Annotated in this window: 17 protein-coding genes; 9 read left to right on the top strand and 8 right to left on the bottom strand. The window is 62.0% G+C overall.

The annotated features are described in order from the left end of the window. Positions 1–17 precede the first annotated feature (17 nt). Positions 18–2120, top strand: a complete 2103-nt coding sequence (malQ, locus tag HMPREF3044_RS06090) for a 4-alpha-glucanotransferase (RefSeq protein ID WP_210400529.1) — start codon at positions 18–20, stop codon at positions 2118–2120. A gap of 94 nt (positions 2121–2214) precedes the next feature. Here the strand turns inward: malQ and HMPREF3044_RS06095 are convergent, their stop codons facing one another. Next, positions 2215–2367 carry a hypothetical protein gene (locus HMPREF3044_RS06095; protein WP_231286029.1) on the bottom strand — a complete coding sequence of 51 codons (153 nt, stop codon included), beginning with the start codon at positions 2365–2367 and terminating at the stop codon, positions 2215–2217. A gap of 39 nt (positions 2368–2406) precedes the next feature. Further along, a complete protein-coding gene (locus HMPREF3044_RS06100; protein WP_070740174.1) occupies positions 2407–4437 on the bottom strand; it encodes a M3 family metallopeptidase in 2031 nt (676 codons plus the stop codon). Between the two features lie 24 nt (positions 4438–4461). Between HMPREF3044_RS06100 and HMPREF3044_RS06105 the strand changes: the two genes are divergently transcribed. Further along, a complete protein-coding gene (locus tag HMPREF3044_RS06105) occupies positions 4462–5790 on the top strand; it encodes a carboxylesterase family protein (protein WP_070740041.1) in 1329 nt (442 codons plus the stop codon). A gap of 46 nt (positions 5791–5836) precedes the next feature. On the opposite strand, the gene HMPREF3044_RS06110 is transcribed toward HMPREF3044_RS06105, so the two are convergent. Beyond that, complete coding sequence (locus tag HMPREF3044_RS06110) at positions 5837–6130, bottom strand: hypothetical protein (protein ID WP_070740042.1); 294 nt, start codon at positions 6128–6130, stop codon at positions 5837–5839. Positions 6131–6320: 190 nt separating this feature from the next. Between HMPREF3044_RS06110 and treS the strand changes: the two genes are divergently transcribed. Continuing rightward, complete coding sequence (treS, locus tag HMPREF3044_RS06115; protein ID WP_005395380.1) at positions 6321–8066, top strand: maltose alpha-D-glucosyltransferase; 1746 nt, start codon at positions 6321–6323, stop codon at positions 8064–8066. Next, on the top strand, positions 8063–9226 hold the full coding sequence (locus HMPREF3044_RS06120) for a phosphotransferase (RefSeq protein WP_070740044.1): 1164 nt from the start codon (positions 8063–8065) through the stop codon (positions 9224–9226). Before treS ends, HMPREF3044_RS06120 begins: the two co-directional genes overlap by 4 nt. 51 nt (positions 9227–9277) lie before the next feature. Here HMPREF3044_RS06120 and idi read toward each other — a convergent pair whose 3' ends face one another. Continuing rightward, positions 9278–9847: an isopentenyl-diphosphate Delta-isomerase gene (gene idi / locus HMPREF3044_RS06125; RefSeq protein WP_005389264.1), complete on the bottom strand. Its 570-nt coding sequence runs from the start codon at positions 9845–9847 to the stop codon at positions 9278–9280. Between the two features lie 63 nt (positions 9848–9910). On the opposite strand from idi, the gene HMPREF3044_RS06130 reads away from it, so the two are divergent. Together HMPREF3044_RS06130 and crtI are read left to right on the top strand one after the other, a co-directional pair. After that, positions 9911–11008 carry a polyprenyl synthetase family protein gene (locus HMPREF3044_RS06130; protein ID WP_070740176.1) on the top strand — a complete coding sequence of 366 codons (1098 nt, stop codon included), beginning with the start codon at positions 9911–9913 and terminating at the stop codon, positions 11006–11008. Between the two features lie 24 nt (positions 11009–11032). After that, entirely contained in the window at positions 11033–12628 is a 1596-nt protein-coding gene (crtI, locus tag HMPREF3044_RS06135) for a phytoene desaturase family protein (protein WP_005389262.1), read from the top strand. Positions 12629–12710: 82 nt separating this feature from the next. On the opposite strand, the gene HMPREF3044_RS06140 is transcribed toward crtI, so the two are convergent. Next, positions 12711–13271: a hypothetical protein gene (locus HMPREF3044_RS06140; protein WP_231286067.1), complete on the bottom strand. Its 561-nt coding sequence runs from the start codon at positions 13269–13271 to the stop codon at positions 12711–12713. A gap of 122 nt (positions 13272–13393) precedes the next feature. Between HMPREF3044_RS06140 and HMPREF3044_RS06145 the strand changes: the two genes are divergently transcribed. The 3 genes from HMPREF3044_RS06145 (at position 13394) to brnQ (ending at position 18165) form a co-directional block, all read left to right on the top strand. Further along, the gene (locus tag HMPREF3044_RS06145) at positions 13394–15286 is read left to right on the top strand and encodes an ABC transporter ATP-binding protein (RefSeq protein ID WP_070740179.1); all 1893 of its coding nucleotides are present in this window, start codon (positions 13394–13396) and stop codon (positions 15284–15286) included. A 138-nt stretch (positions 15287–15424) separates the two neighbouring features. Continuing rightward, positions 15425–16546, top strand: a complete 1122-nt coding sequence (locus tag HMPREF3044_RS06150; protein WP_070740047.1) for a MalY/PatB family protein — start codon at positions 15425–15427, stop codon at positions 16544–16546. Positions 16547–16749: 203 nt separating this feature from the next. Further along, complete coding sequence (gene brnQ, locus HMPREF3044_RS06155) at positions 16750–18165, top strand: branched-chain amino acid transport system II carrier protein (protein ID WP_005389257.1); 1416 nt, start codon at positions 16750–16752, stop codon at positions 18163–18165. Between the two features lie 49 nt (positions 18166–18214). On the opposite strand, the gene HMPREF3044_RS06160 is transcribed toward brnQ, so the two are convergent. Genes HMPREF3044_RS06160 through HMPREF3044_RS13540 form a run of 3 tightly spaced genes read right to left on the bottom strand, consistent with a single transcriptional unit; the run spans position 18215 to position 20071 of the window. Beyond that, positions 18215–18631 (bottom strand): arsenate reductase ArsC, encoded by a 417-nt coding sequence (locus tag HMPREF3044_RS06160; RefSeq protein WP_070740181.1) that lies wholly within the window; start codon positions 18629–18631, stop codon positions 18215–18217. A 25-nt stretch (positions 18632–18656) separates the two neighbouring features. Then, positions 18657–19745 carry an ACR3 family arsenite efflux transporter gene (arsB, locus tag HMPREF3044_RS06165; protein WP_070740050.1) on the bottom strand — a complete coding sequence of 363 codons (1089 nt, stop codon included), beginning with the start codon at positions 19743–19745 and terminating at the stop codon, positions 18657–18659. Continuing rightward, positions 19745–20071 carry an ArsR/SmtB family transcription factor gene (locus HMPREF3044_RS13540; RefSeq protein ID WP_311197310.1) on the bottom strand — a complete coding sequence of 109 codons (327 nt, stop codon included), beginning with the start codon at positions 20069–20071 and terminating at the stop codon, positions 19745–19747. The genes arsB and HMPREF3044_RS13540 overlap by 1 nt, the downstream gene beginning before the upstream one ends. Positions 20072–20128 lie beyond the last annotated feature (57 nt).

The following is a 20128-nucleotide window of genomic DNA, read 5'->3' on the forward strand; positions in this document are numbered from 1 at the left end:
CTGGCATGATAAAACTCGTGAGTTACATCGACGAGCTTTCCAAGTTGGCGCAGGCATACTCGATTTCGACGAGCTATACCTCGGCGACGGGTACGACAGTGGAGGCGGGCCCTGAGACGCTCACGGCGCTCCTTCACGCAATCGGCGTGACAGTAGGTGAAACCGAGGAAGAGTTGGTTTCCCAACAATTGGCGGCGGAGGAGGAACTGTTCTCGCGGCCTCTCCCCCGCTGCGTGGTTGCCCGGCAGGGTGATTCTCACTTCTTTACTGTCCACGTTCATCATGGCGCGTCTGCGCACGTGACCATCGCCACGGAGCAGGGCGAAGTGGTGGAGGCCGTGCAGGAGGAGAACTGGACGGATCCGCGCACCATCGGTGGGGTGTTGTGGGGTGAGGCGACTTTCTCCACCCCACGGGACCTGCCGCTTGGCTGGCACACGTTGCGGCTTGATTCGGAGAGTGTGCAGGCGGAGACTGGGCTGATCGTGGTGCCGGCACAGGTGCCCACCCCATCCCGCCAGCGCCACGGAGTCATGGCGCAGCTGTATTCGGTGCGCTCGGAACGCTCGTGGGGGATCGGTGATTTCCGCGATTTGGCCACGTTGGGCACCATCCTCGCGGAGGACGATGATGTGGATTTTCTGCTCATCAATCCGCTTCACGCCGCCCAGCCTGCCCCGCCGGTAGAGGATTCCCCGTACCTGCCTACCTCGCGTCGCTTCGTCAATCCGATTTATATATGTGTGGAGGATGTCCCCGAGTATTCGCTTGTCGACGACGCGACCCGCGCCGACATCGACGCCCTTGCCGCGGGCCTGCGAGCGACGAACACCACACCTGATCCGATCAAGCGCAACCCAATCTTTGACATCAAGCTGCAGGCGCTGCGCGAGCTGTTCTTCCACCGCGAACAGTCCGGACCCCGTCATGATATGTACCGCGCCTACTGCGAGGCCGAAGGCGACGGGCTCGACGAGTTCGCCCTCTGGTGCGGCCACCAGCTCGCACGCGCGGAGTGCACCGCGACCGGCGCCCACGCCGAGGAGGACGGTTTCCCCGAGGATGCAGAGTTCTACCGCTGGCTGCAGTTCATTTGCGACGAGCAGCTGGCCACGGCACAGAAAGCGCTGAAGGACGCGGGCATGGAGATCGGCATCATGAACGATCTCGCCGTCGGCGTGCACCCGAAGGGCGCGGATGCGGAAACGCTATCGGACATCCTCGCCCCGGAGGTGTCTGTCGGTGCCCCGCCGGATCCGTACAACGTGTTCGGCCAGGACTGGTCGCAGCCGCCGTGGAACCCGTACGCCCTCGCCGAGGCCGGGTACGCGCCGTTCCGCGACATGATTCGCACGGTCCTGCGCCACTCCGGTGCCCTGCGCATCGACCACATTCTGGGACTGTTCCGCCTGTTTTGGATTCCCCGTGGCGAGTCCGCGAAGCTCGGCACGTACATGAACTATGACTACAACGCCCTCGTCGGTGTCCTCGCCCTCGAGGCCACGCGCGCCGGTGCTGTTGTCATCGGCGAGGACATGGGCACGTTCGAGCCGTGGGTGCAGGATTATCTGGCGGAGCGGGGGCTGATGGGGACGTCGATCTTGTGGTTTGAGGGGTCGCCACATCATGAAGGCGCGCGTCGCCAAGACGAGTACCGCACTCTCGCTTTGACCAGCGGAACGACGCATGATCTGCCGCCGACAGCCGGCATGGTGGAAGGCGAGCACATCGCCCTGCGCGACCGACTGGGGCTCCTAGAAAACAGCTTTGAGGAGGAGGATGCCTCCGATTTTGCGTGGCAGAAGCAGATCTACGAGGTCGCGCTTGACCCGGAGTTCTACGCCTCCTTGGACCTGAGCGAGCGCCCCTCCAGGGATACGACGCTGGAGATTGTGCGCCAGTTGTCGGAGTTTGTCCGTGGCACGCCCTCGCTGCTCACGTGTACGGCGCTGGTGGATCTCACCGGCGACCGGCGGGCGCAGAACCAGCCGGGGACCGTCCGCAGCCAGTATCCCAACTGGTGCATCCCGCTCACCAATGAAAAGGGTGAGGCGGTGACGCTGGAAACGCTCCGTGACCAGCGTTACTACAAGGCGCTCGTGCTAGAGCGAGGTCACTAGCCAGGCGATGATGACAAAGGCGATGAGGCCCACGAGCGACCACGTGATAACCGTTGGGCCTCGCTTTCCCTTGTCTTTTTGAAAGTGCTCGGCTTTATTCACCTTTACGTATCCTCCTTGTCTTTTCACCATTAAACCACCTATAGGTTTTCGCGCCCAAAAAGTTGAGCGCCCGCTGCATGTACTCCGCGACGACGGCGCACAGCGGAACCGCCACCCCCAGCACGATCGGCACCTGCAGCCACATGCTGGAGGAGGTAAGGGTTTGGGTGCACCAATCCAGCATTTACACAGCACCCATGAGGCCGCGGCGGGCAAGCAGCGGTGCCACGTCCTTATCGCGGCCGCGCAGCGTGCGGAACTGGCTGGTGTAGTCCTTGGAGGCGCCCGTGGACAGGATGAGATCGCGGAAGCGTTGCCCCGCCTCGCGGACGGTGCTGGCAGGCACGTCCTCTGCCCCCGCCGCACCGGTCTCGGTGAACCAGCTGAAGCCGTCGGCATCGAGTGCCTCCGCCCACAGGTAGGAGTAGTAGCCGGCGGAGTAGCCGCCGGCGAAGATGTGCTGGAAGTAGGCTGTCTGGTAGCGGGGCGCAAGGTGGTCGACGGACAGGCCGTAGCTCTCCAGCGCGTTCGCCTCGAACTCGGCCACGGACTCCGGGGTGGCGGCGATCTTCTGCACCTCGTCGAGGGTAAGTGAGTGCCAGGCCAGGTCGACGATGGCGGCGCCGAGGTATTCGGCGGTGGCAAAGCCCTGGCCGAACAGGCGTGCCTTCTCGATGGCGTCGATAAGCCTGTCGGGGATGACCTCGCCGGTGGTGACGTGGTGGGCGTAGTGGCGGATGACGGCAGGGTCGAGCGCCCAGTTCTCGTTGATCTGGGAGGGGAACTCGACCCAGTCGCGGGGGACGTTCGTGCCGGAGAAGCTTGGGTACTTCACGTCCGAGAGGAGCCCGTGGAGGGCGTGGCCGAACTCATGGAACAAGGTGGTGACCTCGTCCATGGTCAAGAGTGGCGTGGAGCCGTCGGTGGGCTTGGTGATGCTCAACACGTTGACTACCACGGGCTTTTCACCGGTGAGGTGGGCTTGGTCGTTGAAGCTGCTCATCCACGCGCCGCCGCGCTTTTCGGGGCGGGCGAAATAGTCGGTGATGATGAGGCCGATTCCGGTTCCGTCCTCTTCCTTCACCTCCCACACATCGGTGTCTGGGTTGTAGCCGTGGAGATCGTCGCGGTGGGTGACGGTGATGCCGTAGAGGCGGTTGGCGGCGTAGAAAACGCCGTCGCGGAGCACGCGGTCGAGCGGGAAGTATTCCTTGAGTTCCGCCTCGTCGAGGGCGTAGTCCCGCACCTTCACCCGGGACTCCCAGTAGGGCCAGTCGGCGCCGGTGACAGGCTCGTCGGCGGCGTCGACAAGCAGTTTGAACTCGCCGGCGGCGTTCGCGGAGGCGCTGGGCGCGAGATCAGCGAGGAGCATGCGGGCGGCGTCGGCATCGTCGGCGGTCTCCACCTCGATGACGTAATCGGCGTGGGTGCGGTAGCCGAGGAGGCGGGCGCGCTCGGCGCGCAGCGTCGCCATGGTGACTGCCAGACGGAGGTTCTCCTCCCCTCCGCGCTTCTGGGACTCCTCGTAGAGCTTTGCACGGGAATCGTGGCGGGTGAGTTCGCGCTGCAGGGACTGGACCGTGGGCAGTTCCAGAGGAACGCGGTAGGTGTCGCCGGAGACGTGGTAGGACGCTACCTGATCGTCGGAAAGCCCCTCGAGCTCGGCGCGGGTGAACTCGACGGCGAGGTCCCGGGTGGTGGAGTTGAGCGTCTTGGAGAAGCGGTCGTCCAGCTCGGCGAGTTCGCGGTCAATGGCCGACAGTCGTTTTTTCCCGTTCGCCGACAGGCGGACGCCGGCGCGGGTGAAGCGGCGCAGGAGTTCCTTCTTCAGTCTCTCCCCCTCGGCCTCCGGCGGGGTGACCTGTTGGATCCGCTCGTAGAGCGCCTCGTTTTGGTAGATGGCGTTTTCGTGCTCGGCGAGGGCGGGGCTCATTTCGGCGACGATCGCCTCGCGGGTGTCGTTGGAGTCGGTGCCCACCACGTTATAGATGTATGCGCAGACGCGGTCGAGGATCGCCCCGGAGCGCTCGAACGCCTCGACGGTGTTCTCCCAGGTGGCCTCCGGCTCGGCGAGGATCTCTTCGATCTCCTTATCATGAGCGGCCAGCCCCTCGCGGAAGGCAGGGAGGACGTGGGCGTCGGTGATCTCAGCAAACGGCGGCAGGTGATACGGCAGTGGTGATTCTTTTAGCAGTGGGTTCGTCATAAGATTCATGGTAGACGAGACATAGGAGGACACGTGGCACAAAGCGAGCTAGTCATTGATACGCCTCACGGGCGGGCCTTTGGGGTGACGGAGGAAGAGGAGGTCGCCTTCTTCGAATCGATCCGTTTCGGGGCATCTCCTACCCCGTTTGGGGCCTCGGCGATCGTCCCCACGGAAGGGCCTGTCCCCCAGCCTGATCCGGAGAGTCCGCCGCACGAACTGTATCTGTCGGTGACGGGTCCCGCCCATGCCACTGCGGATTCTCACCTGCCGGTCATCGTGTTTGTGCACGGCGGGGGTTTTGAGGAGGGCACGCATATCGGCCCGTGGTATGGGGCGTCGTCGGCGGCGCGGGATGGCGTCATCACGGTGTCGGTGGATTACCGCCTGGGTGTGCAGGGTTTTGTTCCGTTTTCTGCGGATCAGCCGAACCACTACCGGGGGATCGACGATGTGAATACGGCTCTGGAGTGGGTGCAGGATGCGATTGAGTCGTTCGGTGGTGATCCCACGAATGTCACGTTGTCTGGGCAGTCTGCTGGCGGGGCGATCGCTTTGTGGCTGGCCCGCCGCGATCATTACCGCGGGGCTTTTCGACGCCTGTGGGCACTGTCTCCTGCTTTCCCCCGGCACCCTGTGACGCTAAAGGAGGACACGATTCGGCGCAGCGTCGGCGGGGCTTTGACTGCGGGGCACTTCGATTCCCTGCGCCACGATGACATCGCCCGGTTGACCAAGAAGCTGCACCGCGCGTCCCGCCTGGATCTCGCCTTCGGCCCGGCACCGTTTAAGCCGGAGGAGCTAGTGGAGATCCCGATTGTGATAGATACCTTAGAAAACGAGTGCTACGACATGCCTCCGGCGCCGTCTTTTGATCGGCTGCCGTTTACTGGCAAGGCGATTGAGACGCTCGCCCCCACATTGGGGCTTGCAACGCCTGAGCTGTACACCTCGTATGAGCCGAAGAAGCGGCGGATGCAGCAGCTCACGGGCGATTTCATGATTCGTCAGCACGCGGTGCGGGTGGCGGAGTGTGCGCCGGACACCACGTGGCTCTTGTCGTTTCATGGGAGGGGCGACGATGGTGTGGCCCGCGCCGCGAAGCACTGCGCGGATTTGCCGATCTTCTTTGATTCTTTTGGGGATAATCCGGAGGAGGAGCAGCAGCGTGTGGGTGCGGATATTTCCGCGACCGTGGCTAGGGTTCATCCGGAGGTTCTCAGCTTTGCCACAGATGGCACGGTGAGCTGGCCTGCCTATGGTGAGTCTAAGAATGTTCTTAGCGTTGGTTTGTTTTCAGGAACAGCGGAGCTCGTCTCCGATCCCTTCACCCCTATCATGAGGGCGTTTCCGCAGGATTAGGGCAATAAAAAATCCCCGCAGCCTAGGCTGCGGGGAAAAGCTTTTGTCAGAAGTTGAAGCCTGCGATGGGGCCTGCTGCGGTGGTTGCGACACCGGCGATAGCGGCCAACCCCATGAGCGCTGCGATAGCTGCGATGACACCCTCAAGCTCGCTGGTCAGACCGGACTTGTTGCCGAGGAAATCATCGTTCGTGTTGTGATCAGTGGGATCCGGGATGTTCCGCTCGGCAACCGGGGGAACGGGATTTACGTTGATCGTCTCCTGCGCCATTGCAGGGGCTGCAAGCGATGCGAACGCGACAGCGGTGGAAGTAGCGACTGCTACGGCTGCTCGTTTCATTGTTTCTCCTTAGGCGCTGGGGCTTTCTTACTTAAGGCCTAGCTTAGACGGCACTTAAGTTTCTGGCAAGCATTTTTTAAAAAGAGTTGCTTTTCTATGTGCAACCTTGGAATCTTCCATATTAAGTCTTAAACTCAAGACGCAAATAAAACGTGGGACACAGCGAGACTATTTGTTTTAGTGTGGAGATATGGCTGACAAAGATAACGCCGACTACGCTCTCACCCCCGACGGCCTGGTAAAAGAAACCAGCGCCCGCAATTTCCCGCAGGCCTCCCCCGCCCCGGGCGACCTGCCGTGGGAAAAATCCGATCCCGAGTGGTACAAGAGCGCCGTATTCTACGAAGTACTCGTTCGCGCCTTCTACGACTCCAACGGCGACGGCACCGGCGATCTTAAGGGACTCACAGAAAAGCTCGAGTACATTAAGTGGCTCGGCGTCGACTGCATTTGGCTGCCGCCGTTTTATGATTCCCCCCTGAGCGACGGCGGCTACGACATCCGCGACTTCCGGAAGATTCTGCCGGAATTCGGCACCGTCGATGACTTTGTCGCGCTTGTCGACGGGGCCCACAAGCTCGGGCTGCGCGTCATCACCGACATGGTGGTCAACCACACGAGCGACGAGCACCCCTGGTTCACCCAGTCCGTCGAGGATCCGGACGGCCCCTACGGCGACTTCTATGTCTGGAGTGACACCGACGATGCGTACTCCGATGCACGCATCATCTTCGTGGATACGGAGACCTCAAACTGGACCTACAACGAAAAGCGGGGACAGTATTATTGGCATCGCTTCTTCCACCACCAGCCGGATCTCAACTACGACAATCCCAAGGTCCAGGAGGCCATCCTCGATGCCATGCGTTTCTGGCTTGACCTGGGACTCGACGGCTTCCGCCTCGATGCCGTGCCTTACCTCTTCGAGCGGGAAGGCACGAACTGCGAAAACCTCCCCGAGACGCATGCCTTCCTGAAGCGTTGCCGGGCGATGATCGACGAGGAGTACCCGGGTCGCATCCTCTTGGCAGAGGCCAACCAGTGGCCCGTTGACGTCGTCGAGTACTTCGGCGAACCAACCGTCGGCGACGAGTGCCACATGTGTTTCCACTTCCCCGTCATGCCGCGCATTTTCATGGCTTCCCGGATGCAATCACGTGACCCGATCTCCTCCATCCTGCGTTCTACCCCGGTCATCCCGGATTCCGCACAGTGGGGCATCTTCCTGCGCAACCACGACGAGCTCACCTTGGAAATGGTGTCTGAGGACGAGCGGGCGTACATGTACCAGCAGTTCGCCTACGACCCCCGGATGAAGTCCAACGTGGGTATCCGGCGTCGCCTCGCCCCGCTGCTGGAAGGCGACCGAAACCAGCTGGAGCTATTCACCGCGCTGCTGCTTTCCCTGCCAGGGTCCCCCGTCTTGTACTACGGCGACGAGATCGGCATGGGCGACAATATTTGGCTCGGTGACCGCGATGGCGTGCGCACCCCCATGCAATGGTCACCGGACAGGAACGGCGGCTTCTCCTCCGCCGACCCGGAGAAGTTGTACGCTCCCGTGATCATGAATGCTGAGTTCGGCTACGGTGCCATCAACGTGGAGACGCAGCGCCGCCGCGAGTCGTCCCTCCTCAACTGGACGCGCTCCCTGATCCACATCCGCAAGCAGTACGATGCCTTTGGCAAGGGTGAATTTAAGGAACTGCCGTGCGACAATGTAACAGTGTTCAGTTTTGTGCTCACCCACGAGGACGAGACGATACTGTGCGTCAACAACTTGAGCTCCCGCCCGCAGCCCGCCCGGTTAGATCTGTCCGAGTTCGCCGGTGGCAGTGCCCGGGAGCTCACCGGCGGGGAGGAGTTCCCGCCTCTGACGGACTCCTGGACGCTCACCCTGCCCCCCTACGGATTCTTTTGGTTTGATATTTCATGATTAATACAGACACACTGACCACTGCACGTTTCTTCGCCACCAAGTCCGAACCCATCACGGGCGTGGAGATCCTCGGCGAGGCACCCCTCGCCCGCCCTGAGCTCATCAAGGGCAAGGATGCCCCGGGTACGCTCACCTTCGCACGCATCCACCGTGAGCAGGGCAGTGACCTGTACCAACTGGTCGTCGACAAGCAGGGAAACGACATCCTCGGGCAGGAGGACACCGCGTTCGCGGCGGGAAAACAGCTGTCCAACGGGTATGCGGCGGGGTCGGGTGTGCTGCACAAGCTCACCGACCCGGCGATGCCACCGGTGGAATCCGTGCGGCCGGTGGGTGAGCAATCCAACACCTCGTGGATCTACAACGACCGGGTCATCGTCAAATACTTCCGGCGCCTCACCCCGAGCCCCAACCCCGATATCGAGCTCCTGGAAGCGCTGACCGAAGCAGGGTGCACCCACATCGCTCCCCTGCGCGGCTGGACCACCGTTGAGCTTGAGGGGACGGAATACGTCACCGCCATGGTGCAAGACGTTGTGCCCGGCGAGGACGGCTACGATTTCGTCACCGCCCACCCCGATGACCTCGACGCAGCACCCCTCGGCGCCGCGATCCGCGACGTGCACACCCAGCTGGCCGCGACGTGCGGCACGGGCACCCTCGCCCCCGGCGAGCTCGCACGCAACCTCGATGCCCGCCTCGACGGCCTCCTCGCCCGTGCACCGCAGTTGTCCCGCTACGAGGACGATCTCCGTGCCCTCTACCGCAGTGTCGCCGACCGGACCATACCCACCCAGCGCATTCACGGCGACCTCCACCTGGGGCAGACGCTGACTGCCGATGGCACCTGGGTGCTCATCGATTTTGAGGGGGAGCCCGCAGCCAGCCTTGAGGAGCGCCGGCGTCTCGACTCACCGCTGCGCGACCTGGCGGGGATGATCCGCTCCTTCGGCTACGCTGCAGCCGCCAGTGGGAAGGACGACGGCTGGACCGAGGAGAAAGCAGCCGAGCTGCTGGGCAGCTACGGTGACGTGGATGCCGATGTCCTCCGCGCGTACATCGCGGATAAGTGCGCCTACGAGGTCGTGTACGAGAGGGAGAACCGGCCGGAGATGATCAGCGTGCCGGAAACCGCCCTCGCGCGGATCCTTGCCTGATCTCGCCCCTGCCTGATTTCGTTCCGGCCTCACCCCGTTTCGTCATCCCGCCTACACCCGGCGGACAAGTGCCGCGCGGAGCTCGTCGTGCGAGAGCTGCGCGCCGATCCACGAGCTGAACGCGAACGGGGTGGCCTGCACCCCGGCGATGAGCTGTTCCGCAGGAACCCACGTGAAGGCATCGACCTCGTCGGGGACGACCTCCACGTGCGCGTCCGGCGCCACCTGCGCGACGAACACCGGGCAGACCTCCCACTCCACTACCCCGTTGGAATCGGTCGCCCGGTACTCGAAGGTAGGGAGCACACACTCGATGGAGACGAAGTCCTCCCGCCGCATGCCGAGCTCCTCCGCGCCCCGCCGCACGAGCGCTTCTTCCGGTGTCTCCCCCGGACCGGGGTGCCCGCACATGGAGTTCGTCCACACACCGGGGAAGGTGAGCTTGCTCAGCGCCCGCCGGCTGACGAGGACGCGCCCCGCAGAATCAACGACGTAGCAGCTGAATGCGAGATGCAGCGGAGTCTTGTCGGTGTGGACGGTGGCCTTATCGGCAACGCCACACGGGGCCTTGGACGCATCGAGGAGCACGACCAGCTCTGGTTCGGTACGAGGAGTTGTCATGCCCCTAAGGGTACTTGGCCGGTGCTCCCACGAAATCACCTGGTGCTGTGGGACAATGGCACTATGCCCGCCCCGCTTGAAGCGCACCCGATTTTCCGCGCCAGAACACACGCCTCCGCCCAGATCGTCGCCCGTGAGGCGGCGGCGTTTTCCGTTCGTCTGGACGAGTTCAACTCAGACAACGCTGACTACGGCGGACGCACGGCGGAGATCGCCACGACGGGAACGCACCTGCGCTCCCTGCTCGTTCACTTGGGTGCCGATCGACCGACCAACGCCGACGACGGCAACGGCGGAGACGGAGGCGGAGACGCGGATGCCGTCTACGAACCGGATGCGCTTGTTGGTGCGGCCTTCGACCTCGTCCATACGGGACTGTGCATCATCGACGATGTCATCGATGCCGATCACAGCCGTCGCGGGCTGAAGACCATTCACGCCACCGCCACCGGCATCGCCTCCCCCACCATCGGCACGCACGCGGCGGCGCACTATGGCAACTCCATCGCCGTCCTCATCGGGATGAGTTCCCTCAACGCTGCGACCTCCCTGGTAGCCAAGGCGGACATGGATCCGGAAACGACACGCCGGGTGATTGCCGAGCTCACCACCGCTGTGGACGACGCGATCATCGGTGAATTCATGGACGTCGAGCATTCTCTCCCCGGCCACGACCCCACCCCACGCCAGGTGGACAACGCGGCACTGCTCAAAACCTCTCCTTATAGCTTCGAGGCCCCGCTCGTCTGTGGGGCGCTCATCGCCGGCAGGCCGGTGGCGGTGTGTGACACGCTCCGGGTGGTCGCCCGCCACCTGGGGGCCGCTTTCCGGATGGCGAACGATCTTCGCGCCCTCACCGGCAACGGATTCGTGGGCGATATCCGCAACCACCGCACCACCCCGCTCATGGTGCTCGCCGAAAACTATCCCGCGTGGCCGAAAATCCACCTGGCGCTCAGCTCGATGCGCTTAGATGAGGCACGCACGCTCCTCGCCGATTCAGGGATCGTGGACGAGGCCCGTTCCATCGGCGAGAGCCACCTCGCCGCAGCGACAGACAAGGCCACTGCCGGTCACGTGTTCTCCGCACCAGCCACAACAACCTTCTTGTACCTGTGCTCGCGCTTCCGCGCGCTCCTCCACCCCGATTATGTGGATTAGTAAGACCCGCAGCGAATCCTGCCAATGCTCACCCCGCACCCGAGAGAAAAGGAATCCACCGTGCCCGCCCCCGTCTCCGCCACATCCGCCCCTATCGTCGTCATTGGTGGTGGGGTAACCGGCCTCGCCACAGCGGGTCTGTGTGCTCGCGCGGGTTATTCGGTGACGCTCGTGGAAAAGCTCACTGGGTTGGGCGGGCGCGTCGGCACCTTCACCAGCGGCGATTACCGGTGGGATACGGGCCCCAGCTGGTGGCTCATGCCGGAGGCCTACGACCATTACTTTTCGCTCATGGGCACATCAACGGAGGCGGAGCTCGACCTCCATCGCCTCGACCCCGCGTACCGCGTGGTCACCGACAGTTTCCCCACCGTCGACGTGCGCACGGGCATGGAGAATGTGGTTGCTCTTGCTGAGTCGGTGGAGCGCGGCGCGGGCGAAAAGCTCCGCGCCTACCTGGAGGAGGCGAGCCTCACCTACCGGGTGGCGCTCACCACGTTCCTCTACACCACGTTCACCTCCATCAAGCCATTCCTGGACAGGGAGATCCTTACCCGCATTCCGCTTCTCATCCGGCTGCTCACCCGCAGCCTGAAGGACGATGTGGAGTCCCAATTCAACAACCCGATTCTGCGGATGCTGCTGGAGTACCCCGCCGTCTTTGTGGCCACGCGACCCGACCGCGCGCCGAGCATGTACAAGCTCCTCAGTCACACCGACCTCATCGCCGGCGTGGCTTACCCCCAGGGTGGCTACTATCAGCTCATCAGGAAGATGGCGGAGCTCGCCACCGCTAGCGGCGCGACGCTGCGCACCGGCTGTACCGTCACCCGCATCCTCACGGAGGACGCAACGGTCACGGGTGTTCGGGTGACCCACGACGGCACAGAGGAGACGATCCCGGCGGCGATCGTTGTTTCCACCGCAGATCTCCACCACACGGAGACGTCTCTCCTCCCCCGCCGGTTGCGCTCGGTCCGCTCCTGGTCGCGGAAGGACCCGGGGATCAGTTCGATCGTCGCGCTCCTCGGCGTCGCCGATCCGCTGCCGACGCTTGCTCACCACACTCTTTCGCTTTCCGACGATTGGTCGCCCGACTTTGCTGCTATCTCCGGCAAGCGTCCGGGACAGGAGTTTTCGCGCAGCGTCTACGTGTGCAAGGCCAGCGCCACCGATCCGACGCTGGCCCCGGAGGGGCATTCCAACATCTTCATCCTCATCCCGACGGTCGCTGATCCGCACATCGGCCGGGGCTCCGCCTACAATGATGCGCCCAGCCCACGGGTGGAGGACATCGTGGATGAGGTGATCGACGTCGTCGCCCGGCGCGCGGATGCCCCGGCGTTGAAGACCAAGGTGGAAAAGCGGTTTACCATCGGACCGGCGGATTTCGCCCAGCGCTATAACTCGTGGCAGGCCTCCTCCATTGGCTTGGCGCACACGCTGTGGCAGTCCGCATTCCTCCGTGGCTCCAACGCCTCGTCCAAAGTCGCCGGCCTGTACTTTGCGGGCGGAACGACGGTTCCCGGTGTCGGTGTTCCACTGTGCCTCATTTCTGCCGAGAATGTGCTCAAGCGCCTGCGCGGAGATTCCACATCCGGTCCCCTGCCCTACGCGTAAGGGGGCAAAGAAAAACCCCCACCGGTGCAGACCGTGGGGGACGAGAAGAGGGTGCGCGGAGGCATCGAAAAACCGTGCGCTCCTAGTTGGCGGCGGTGAGATTCCCCTTGAACGTCACGTTACCGATGGTGAACTCCGCATCGTAGGCGGTGCTGGGGGACACAGCGTAGGGGAAGTTCAGGTTCGCCTTCGCCCCCACACCGAGGGGCACGTCGAGACCCACGATGTAGTCCGGATCGGAAATCGTGAGCGGTTCCCCCTCCGAAAGCTCCTTGTTGCCGTCGTAGTCCTCAAATTTGTACGTGGCCTTCAGCGCGCTCGGCGGGAACGGTTGCTCGTTGTTGTTTTCCACCGTGACAACGACGGTGGTGCCACCGAAGTTACCCGCGGCAACGCTGACGAGCTTGTAGGTCAACCCGAGGCCCTCGTCGACGACCGGTTCGGAAAACTTTTCCACCGTCTTAGGCGCGACATCCTTGGGAGTGAACGACGGGGCAGCCTCAGTCGAGGTGGACACCTTCTCACTAACCGACGATTCTTGGGCACTGTTCCCGTCGTGTTTCTCGTCGGAGCAACCAGCTAGAACCAGCGCAGCAGACACAGTAACAGCTACCACAGAGGCGATCGGTCGGCGAAGATTCATCACGAAACGTCCATCCTTGAAATCCTTGGTCCACACGTACCAGAACTGAGCACGTGCACTTTAGCTTATTCTACCGACCCCACGTCGTGGGAATATGTGAGGTAGGGTGCGTGTTTGGTGATATGGCAATAATCCCCGGGAGCCGGGGACAGCGGGTAGAAGGAGTATGTGTGCGTAGCATCCTACGAATTATTAGAAATGCCACAGCCCTGTGGCCCTTCTATGTGGGAGTGATCCTCGCCTCCCTTGTCACCGCAGCGCTCGGCCTGATTAACCCGTTCATCATGCGCGACGCGACTGACACCATCGTCTCCGTCGTTTCCGGCGAGCAGCCACTGGGTGACGCGAACACGCGGATCATCTGGCTGACCGTGGCAATCCTCGTCGTCGGACTTCTCAACACCGGCGTGCGCAACATCGGCGGCTATATCGGCGATGTCATGGCCGCGCGGATGCGACAGATCCTCTCCACGCGTTATTACGCGCAGCTGTTGTCCCTGCCACAGCGCTACTTTGATTCCCAAGTGACCGGCACGATCATCGCCCGGCTTGACCGGTCCATCACCTCTATCACGCAGTTCCTGCAGGCTTTTTCCAACAACTTTTTCCCGATGCTGCTCACGGTGGCGGCTGTCCTCATCATCACGGCGGTGTATTACTGGCCGCTTGCGGTCCTGCTGGCCATCATTTTCCCCATTTACATGTGGCTGACGGCGCTGACGAGCAAGAAATGGCAGCGCATCGAGGCAGCGAAGAACAGGGAAATTGACCTCGCAGGCGGGCGTTTTGCCGAGGTCATCGGCCAGGTCAAGGTGGTGAAGTCCTTCGTCACGGAGGTGGCTGAGCTCGTCGGCTTCTCCCGTCGCTACGGCAAGACGGTGACGCATACCCGCGAGCAGTCCCGCTATTGGCACCTCATGGATGTCGCACGCGGCGCGGCGATGGACCTCATCTTCTTGTTCATCTACGGCGTGCTCTTCTACCGCACTCTCCACGGCTATTTCAGCCTCGGTGACATGGTCATGCTTATCCAGCTGGTCACCATGGCGCGTCAACCGGTCATGATGATGAGCTACCTCGTAGACACGACGCAGCGGGCGATCGCGGGCTCCAAGGACTACTTCGAGGTGATGGAGGTGTCCCCCGAGCCGACGGCCAACGAGATCGTCGTCGATGCGACCGGCTCCTCCCACACGCTCGAGGCGCAGCCCCAGCACGCCACGCCCCTGGCAGCGGCCGGATCGACCGCCATCACTTTCGACGACGTGAGCTTCAGCTACGACGAGGGCGACGAGGTCATCCACAACATCAGCTTTGCTGTCCACCCGGGTGAAAAGGTTGCACTCGTTGGCGAATCCGGCGGCGGCAAGTCGACGCTGGTCAATCTCATCCTCGGCCTGTATAGGCCGACCGACGGCCGACTTACCATCAACGGGCACGATGTCACCGATGTTCAGGCAGAGGATCTGCGGGCATCCATCGGCGTGGTGTTCCAGGATTCTTCGCTGTTTTCCGGCACGGTGCGCGAGAACATTGCCTACGGCAAGCCCGGTGCCACGGACGAGGAAATTATCGACGCTGCCAAGGCCGCGTACGCCCACGACTTCATCGAGGCTTTCCCCGACGGCTATGACACTGTCATCGGCGAACGTGGTCTTCGCCTGTCCGGTGGCCAGAAGCAGCGCGTGGCTATCGCCCGCGCAATGCTGAAGGATGCTCCCATCCTCGTTCTTGATGAAGCGACGAGTGCCCTTGACACCAAAGCGGAGCAGCAGGTTCAGGCCGGGTTGGAGGCGCTGATGTGCAACCGTTCGACGCTCATCATCGCCCACCGTTTGTCCACGATTGCGACCGTGGACACGATCGTCACGATGGATAAGGGACGCGTGGACGAGATCGGCGCACCGGCGGAGCTGGCGGCCTCCGGTGGTATTTACTCCCAGCTCCTCGCCCTCACCTCCACGGCAACGGAGGAGAGCCGCAAGCGTCTGAAAGAATTCGGCCTCATCAACTAATCGCTCTGTGGGCAAGGCACAGCAGACACAGTAGACACCGCAGGCACCCCAGGCACCCCAGGCACCCCAGGCACCCCAGACACCGCAGACACAGTGAGCCAGGTTCCATGAGCACGGCAGAGGAATACAATCAAAAGCATGAAATGCCCAGACCTCAACACGCTCCGCCGCCGCCGGACGATGAAGTGGACAGCCTTCGAGCCAGATGTGCTGCCACTGTGGATCGCCGAATCAGATTTTGCCACCAACCCCTGCATCACCCAGGCTCTCCACCAGGCCATTGACGAGGAACAATTCGGCTATCCCCCGGCGGGAAACGAGGTCGCAGAGGCGCTCAGCCAGTTCTGCCAAGCCCGCTACGGGTGGCACGTCGATCCCTCCCGCATCCATCTGGCAACCGACGTCATGCAGGCGCTCATCGCAGCGCTCCGCTACATCGTTCCCGCAGGCCCCGTCGTGATCCCCACACCGAGCTACCCGCCGTTCTTCTTCGCTTGCCGATCAGCAGGGCGAGAGGTTGTCACCATTGACGGGTTGTCCCTCGACGCAGTGGAGGAGGCATTCCAGGACCACCACCCCGCAGCGTTCATTCTCTGTTCCCCACACAATCCGTTGGGGGTTGTCCACGAGCGGGATTACCTCATCCATCTGGCGGAACTCGCGGACCGGTACGACGTGCGCGTGCTTTCCGACGAAATTCACGCGCCTCTGGTCTACCCTGGCCACCATCACCGCCCCACCGCCAGCGTGTCCGATGTCGCCTCTGAGCGCACAATCACGTTCATGTCCACGTCCAAGGGGTGGAACGTCGCTGGCCTGCGCTCCGCTCAGATCATCCTCACCAACGACCACGACAATGACGCGTGGGGGAAACTCAACCCAAGCGCCGTGCCCCCACCATCGATTCTCGGGAACGTTGCGGCCGTGGCCTGCTACACCGACACATCCTCGTTCCTCGATGACGAAATCGCGTACCTCGTGGAAAACCGAGACTATCTCCTCACCCACCTGCCCGAGGTTCTGCCCGGAATCGGCATGTCACATCCGGATGCGACCTACCTCATGTGGCTTGATTTCTCACAATGTGAGATCCTTGCGCTGCGCAACAACCCACAGCAGGTTTTGGCCGAGAAAGCGCGCGTCGGACTCAACGCATGCACCGGGTTCGGGGCAGTTCATGACGGGTTTGCGCGTCTCAATTTCGGGTGCGACCGGTCAACCCTAGCAGAAATGATAAGCAGAATTGGGAATACCTTTTAGGGATAAAATTTCACAAATTGCCTCCCACTGTGTAGGATACCGTCCCATACAGTGAAATAAAGGACATGGGGAGCCGTAGTCCGCCCCACCCATAGGCGGTAACCACGGCAAACCACTACCGAATCGACCCGATCTGACAAAGGGCACAGGGCCGGTAGGTAATCCGTCAGAGTGAGATTTTTGAGAGGACTGGAGTTCCTACCATGACTGCAAAGAATGCGTCAGCCGACGCAGCAACACCGACGATCCGAGGTGGAAAGTACTACATAACGCTCATCGTGGCGTCCATGATGCTGTTTTCCATGTACTTCGGCGCCGGTAACCTTATTTTCCCGCCGATGCTCGGCGCACACGCAGGCGAGGCTTTCACGCCCGCCATTATCGGCTTCCTTCTCGCCGGTGTGCTTCTTCCTGTGATTTCCGTCATCGCCGTCGCCGTGACCGGTGATTCCATCACCGACATGTCCAACCGTGGCGGCAAGGTATTCGGCATCGTTTTCCCGATCCTTGTGTACCTGTCCATCGGCGCTTTGTACGCCGTCCCCCGTACAGCCGTCGTGAGCTACGGCTCCGGGTTCGTCCCGATCTCGGGCGTGGACAACAAGGCCTCACTGGTCATTTACTGCATCGTTTTCTTCGTCATTTCGGCCGCCCTGGCATGGAACTCGAACTCGATCATCGACAACCTGGGTAAGTTCCTGACACCGGCGCTGCTGTTCCTGCTGGCCGTCATGATCATCATGAGCTTCGTCCGTTTGGACTCGCAGGCTCTGCCCCCAGCTGAGGACTATGCTGCCCCGATGTCCGCTGGCCTCATCCAGGGCTACGCCACCATGGATTCCCTGGCTGCCCTCGCCTTCGGCATTCTCGTCGTTACCTCCCTGCGGTACAAGCGCGTCGGCGAAGGCCCGCGCCTCGTCCGCTCCGTGTCCGCCGCCGCCATCGGTGCCGGCATTCTCCTGGCCCTCGTCTACATCGGTCTGGGAATCATCGGCAAGAACCTGGCTGATGGTCGCTCCTACAAGGATGGCGCGTCACTGCTTGCTGCATCCGCGCATGAGATCATGGGCACCCCCGGCATGTACGCTCTCGGCGCCATCGTTTTCCTGGCTTGCTTGACCACCTCGGTCGGCCTTATCGGCTCGACCTCCGAGTTCTTCAACGAGATTGCCCCCGGCATCTCCTACCACGCGTGGGTGATCATCTTCTCCGTCATCGCACTGGGCATTTCCTCCCTGGGCCTGACCGCCGTGCTGTCCGTCGCCGCCCCGATCATCGGCTTCCTCTACCCGGCGGCCATGACCCTCGTGCTCATCACCCTGGTGGAGCCCCTGTTCGGCCGGAAGCTGTTCTGGACGTACCGCATCTCCCTGTATGTGGCCATCATTTGGGCCGGCCTCATGAGCCTGAATTCCCTCGGCTGGGGTTCTGCTGTCATCGAGCCGCTCATCAGCTGGGCACCGGGTCACTCCAACGACCTCGGCTGGTGGCTCCCGGTTCTGACAGCCGCTATCGTCGGCTTGATCCTGGACTTCACCACCCGTAAGAAGGAAGACATCCAGGTCGGTGTCGCCACCCTCCACGAGGATGAACCCGTGGAGGCAGCGGTTACCGCGTAAACCCCGACTTTTTCTCCCGCCTATACTGACGGCAGGCAGCCCACCGGAATTACTTTCGGTGGGCTTTGTGCTGTCTGAGGCGTGCTCCCAGCGCAGCTACCTTTCCTTCAATTACCCGGATCGTGCGGGCGAAGGTCTCGTCATCGGTTCCTGTCGGATCCGGTATCCCCCAATCCTCGTCGTATCCCCTGCCAATGTATGGGCACCCGTCCATACACCCCATGGAGATAACAATGTCCGGGTTCGGGATCTCCTCGATCGTCTTGCTCTTCTGCCCTGTCAGATCGATGCCGTACAGCTGCTTCATGAGCCGCACCGCGTCCTGGTTGAGGCTTCCGGAAGCGGCGACCCCCGCAGAATAGGCATCGCACACATCAGCCAGGCGGAGCCGCGCGAACGCCTCCGCGATTTGACTCCGGCACGAGTTATGCACACAAATAAACGCGACGCGTGGCCTCGTTCCCACGCCATGCACAGTTCTCACACCATGCTCAGTTCTCACGCGGCTCACCCCCGCTGGAGGTGTTGCTCACACTGGAGGTGCCCCTCGCTTTTTGCCCGGTCGCAAAACAGCCCTTGGTTCTGTTCGCAAACGCCACGAGGGCCAGCATGACGGGCACCTCGGTGAGTACCCCCACGGTCGTTGCCAGAGCTGCCGGGCTGCCCGCGCCAAACAGTGCAACGGCGACGGCTACAGAAAGCTCAAAGAAGTTCGAGGCCCCGATCATTCCCGCCGGTGCAGCAATGTCGAACGGCAGTGCCATGACCCGGGCTCCCGCATACGCAAGACCGAAGATGACGACGGTCTGAATGATGAGGGGGACCGCGATGAGGGCGATATGAACCGGGTGCGCCAGAATCGTCTCCGCCTGGGAGCTGAAGATGATGACCAAGGTTGCCAGCAAACCAATGGTGGTCACGCCGTCGAAGGCCGGCAGGAACGTGTCCGCCAGGTACTTTTCTCCCCTCTTCCGGACGACTACCTGCCTGGTAATTACGCCGGCCACGAGCGGGATCACGACGAACAGGACCACGGAGAGGATGAGGACGGTATAGGGCACGTGCACATCTGTTACCCCGAGGAGGAACGTGACGATGGGTACGAAGGCCACGAGGATGATGAGGTCGTTGGTCGCAACCTGAACAACCGTGTACGCGGGATTCCCCTTGACCAGGCTGCTCCACACAAAAACCATGGCCGTGCACGGCGCGGCGCCAAGCAGAACCGCGCCAGCAAGGTAGTCGGTAGCGAGATCCTTAGGGATGACTGCCGAAAAAACAGTAAAGAGGAAGAAGGCGGTGATGGCATACATCGTGAACGGCTTGACCAACCAGTTGATCACCCACGTGAGGACGAGCCCACCGGGATTCTTCCCTACCGTGCGGACACTGGCGAAGTCCACCTTGATCATCATGGGGTAGATCATGATCCAGATGAGCACGGCGATAGGGATGGAGATCCCTGAAACAGTCAGCCTCCCCAGAGCGTCCGGGACGGCAGGCACGAGAGCACCGAGGGCGACACCTGCAAGCATGCAGAGGAGAACCCACACTGAGAGATATTTGTGGAAGAAGTCCATTAGCAGTCACCTCGGTGGGCCACATGACACAGGCAATCGGGGGTGTCAGAACACACGGCATTGAGCTCTCCTAGCAGCCATGTGAGGTTTTCTCGCCACAACGTGTAGTAGGTGTTTTTGCCGTCTTTTCGCCCCTTCACAATGCCGGCTTCCGTCAACACTTTCATGTCGTAGGACAGCGTCGGCTGGGTGATGTGGAACGCTTCCAATATTTCGCACGCACACAGTTCCCCGCAGGACAACATATCCACAATCTGCAGCCGCTTGGGCTGTGAGAGGGCTGTTATCATGCCGGCGATGCGGGAATAGCGCTCTTCAGGTGCCACTGCCAACCTCCTATATATCGAAACTTTTCAATACGTAGGCTAGCACTCACATAGAAT

This window comes from Corynebacterium sp. HMSC073D01, from assembly GCF_001815555.1.
GTDB lineage: Bacteria > Actinomycetota > Actinomycetes > Mycobacteriales > Mycobacteriaceae > Corynebacterium > Corynebacterium glucuronolyticum.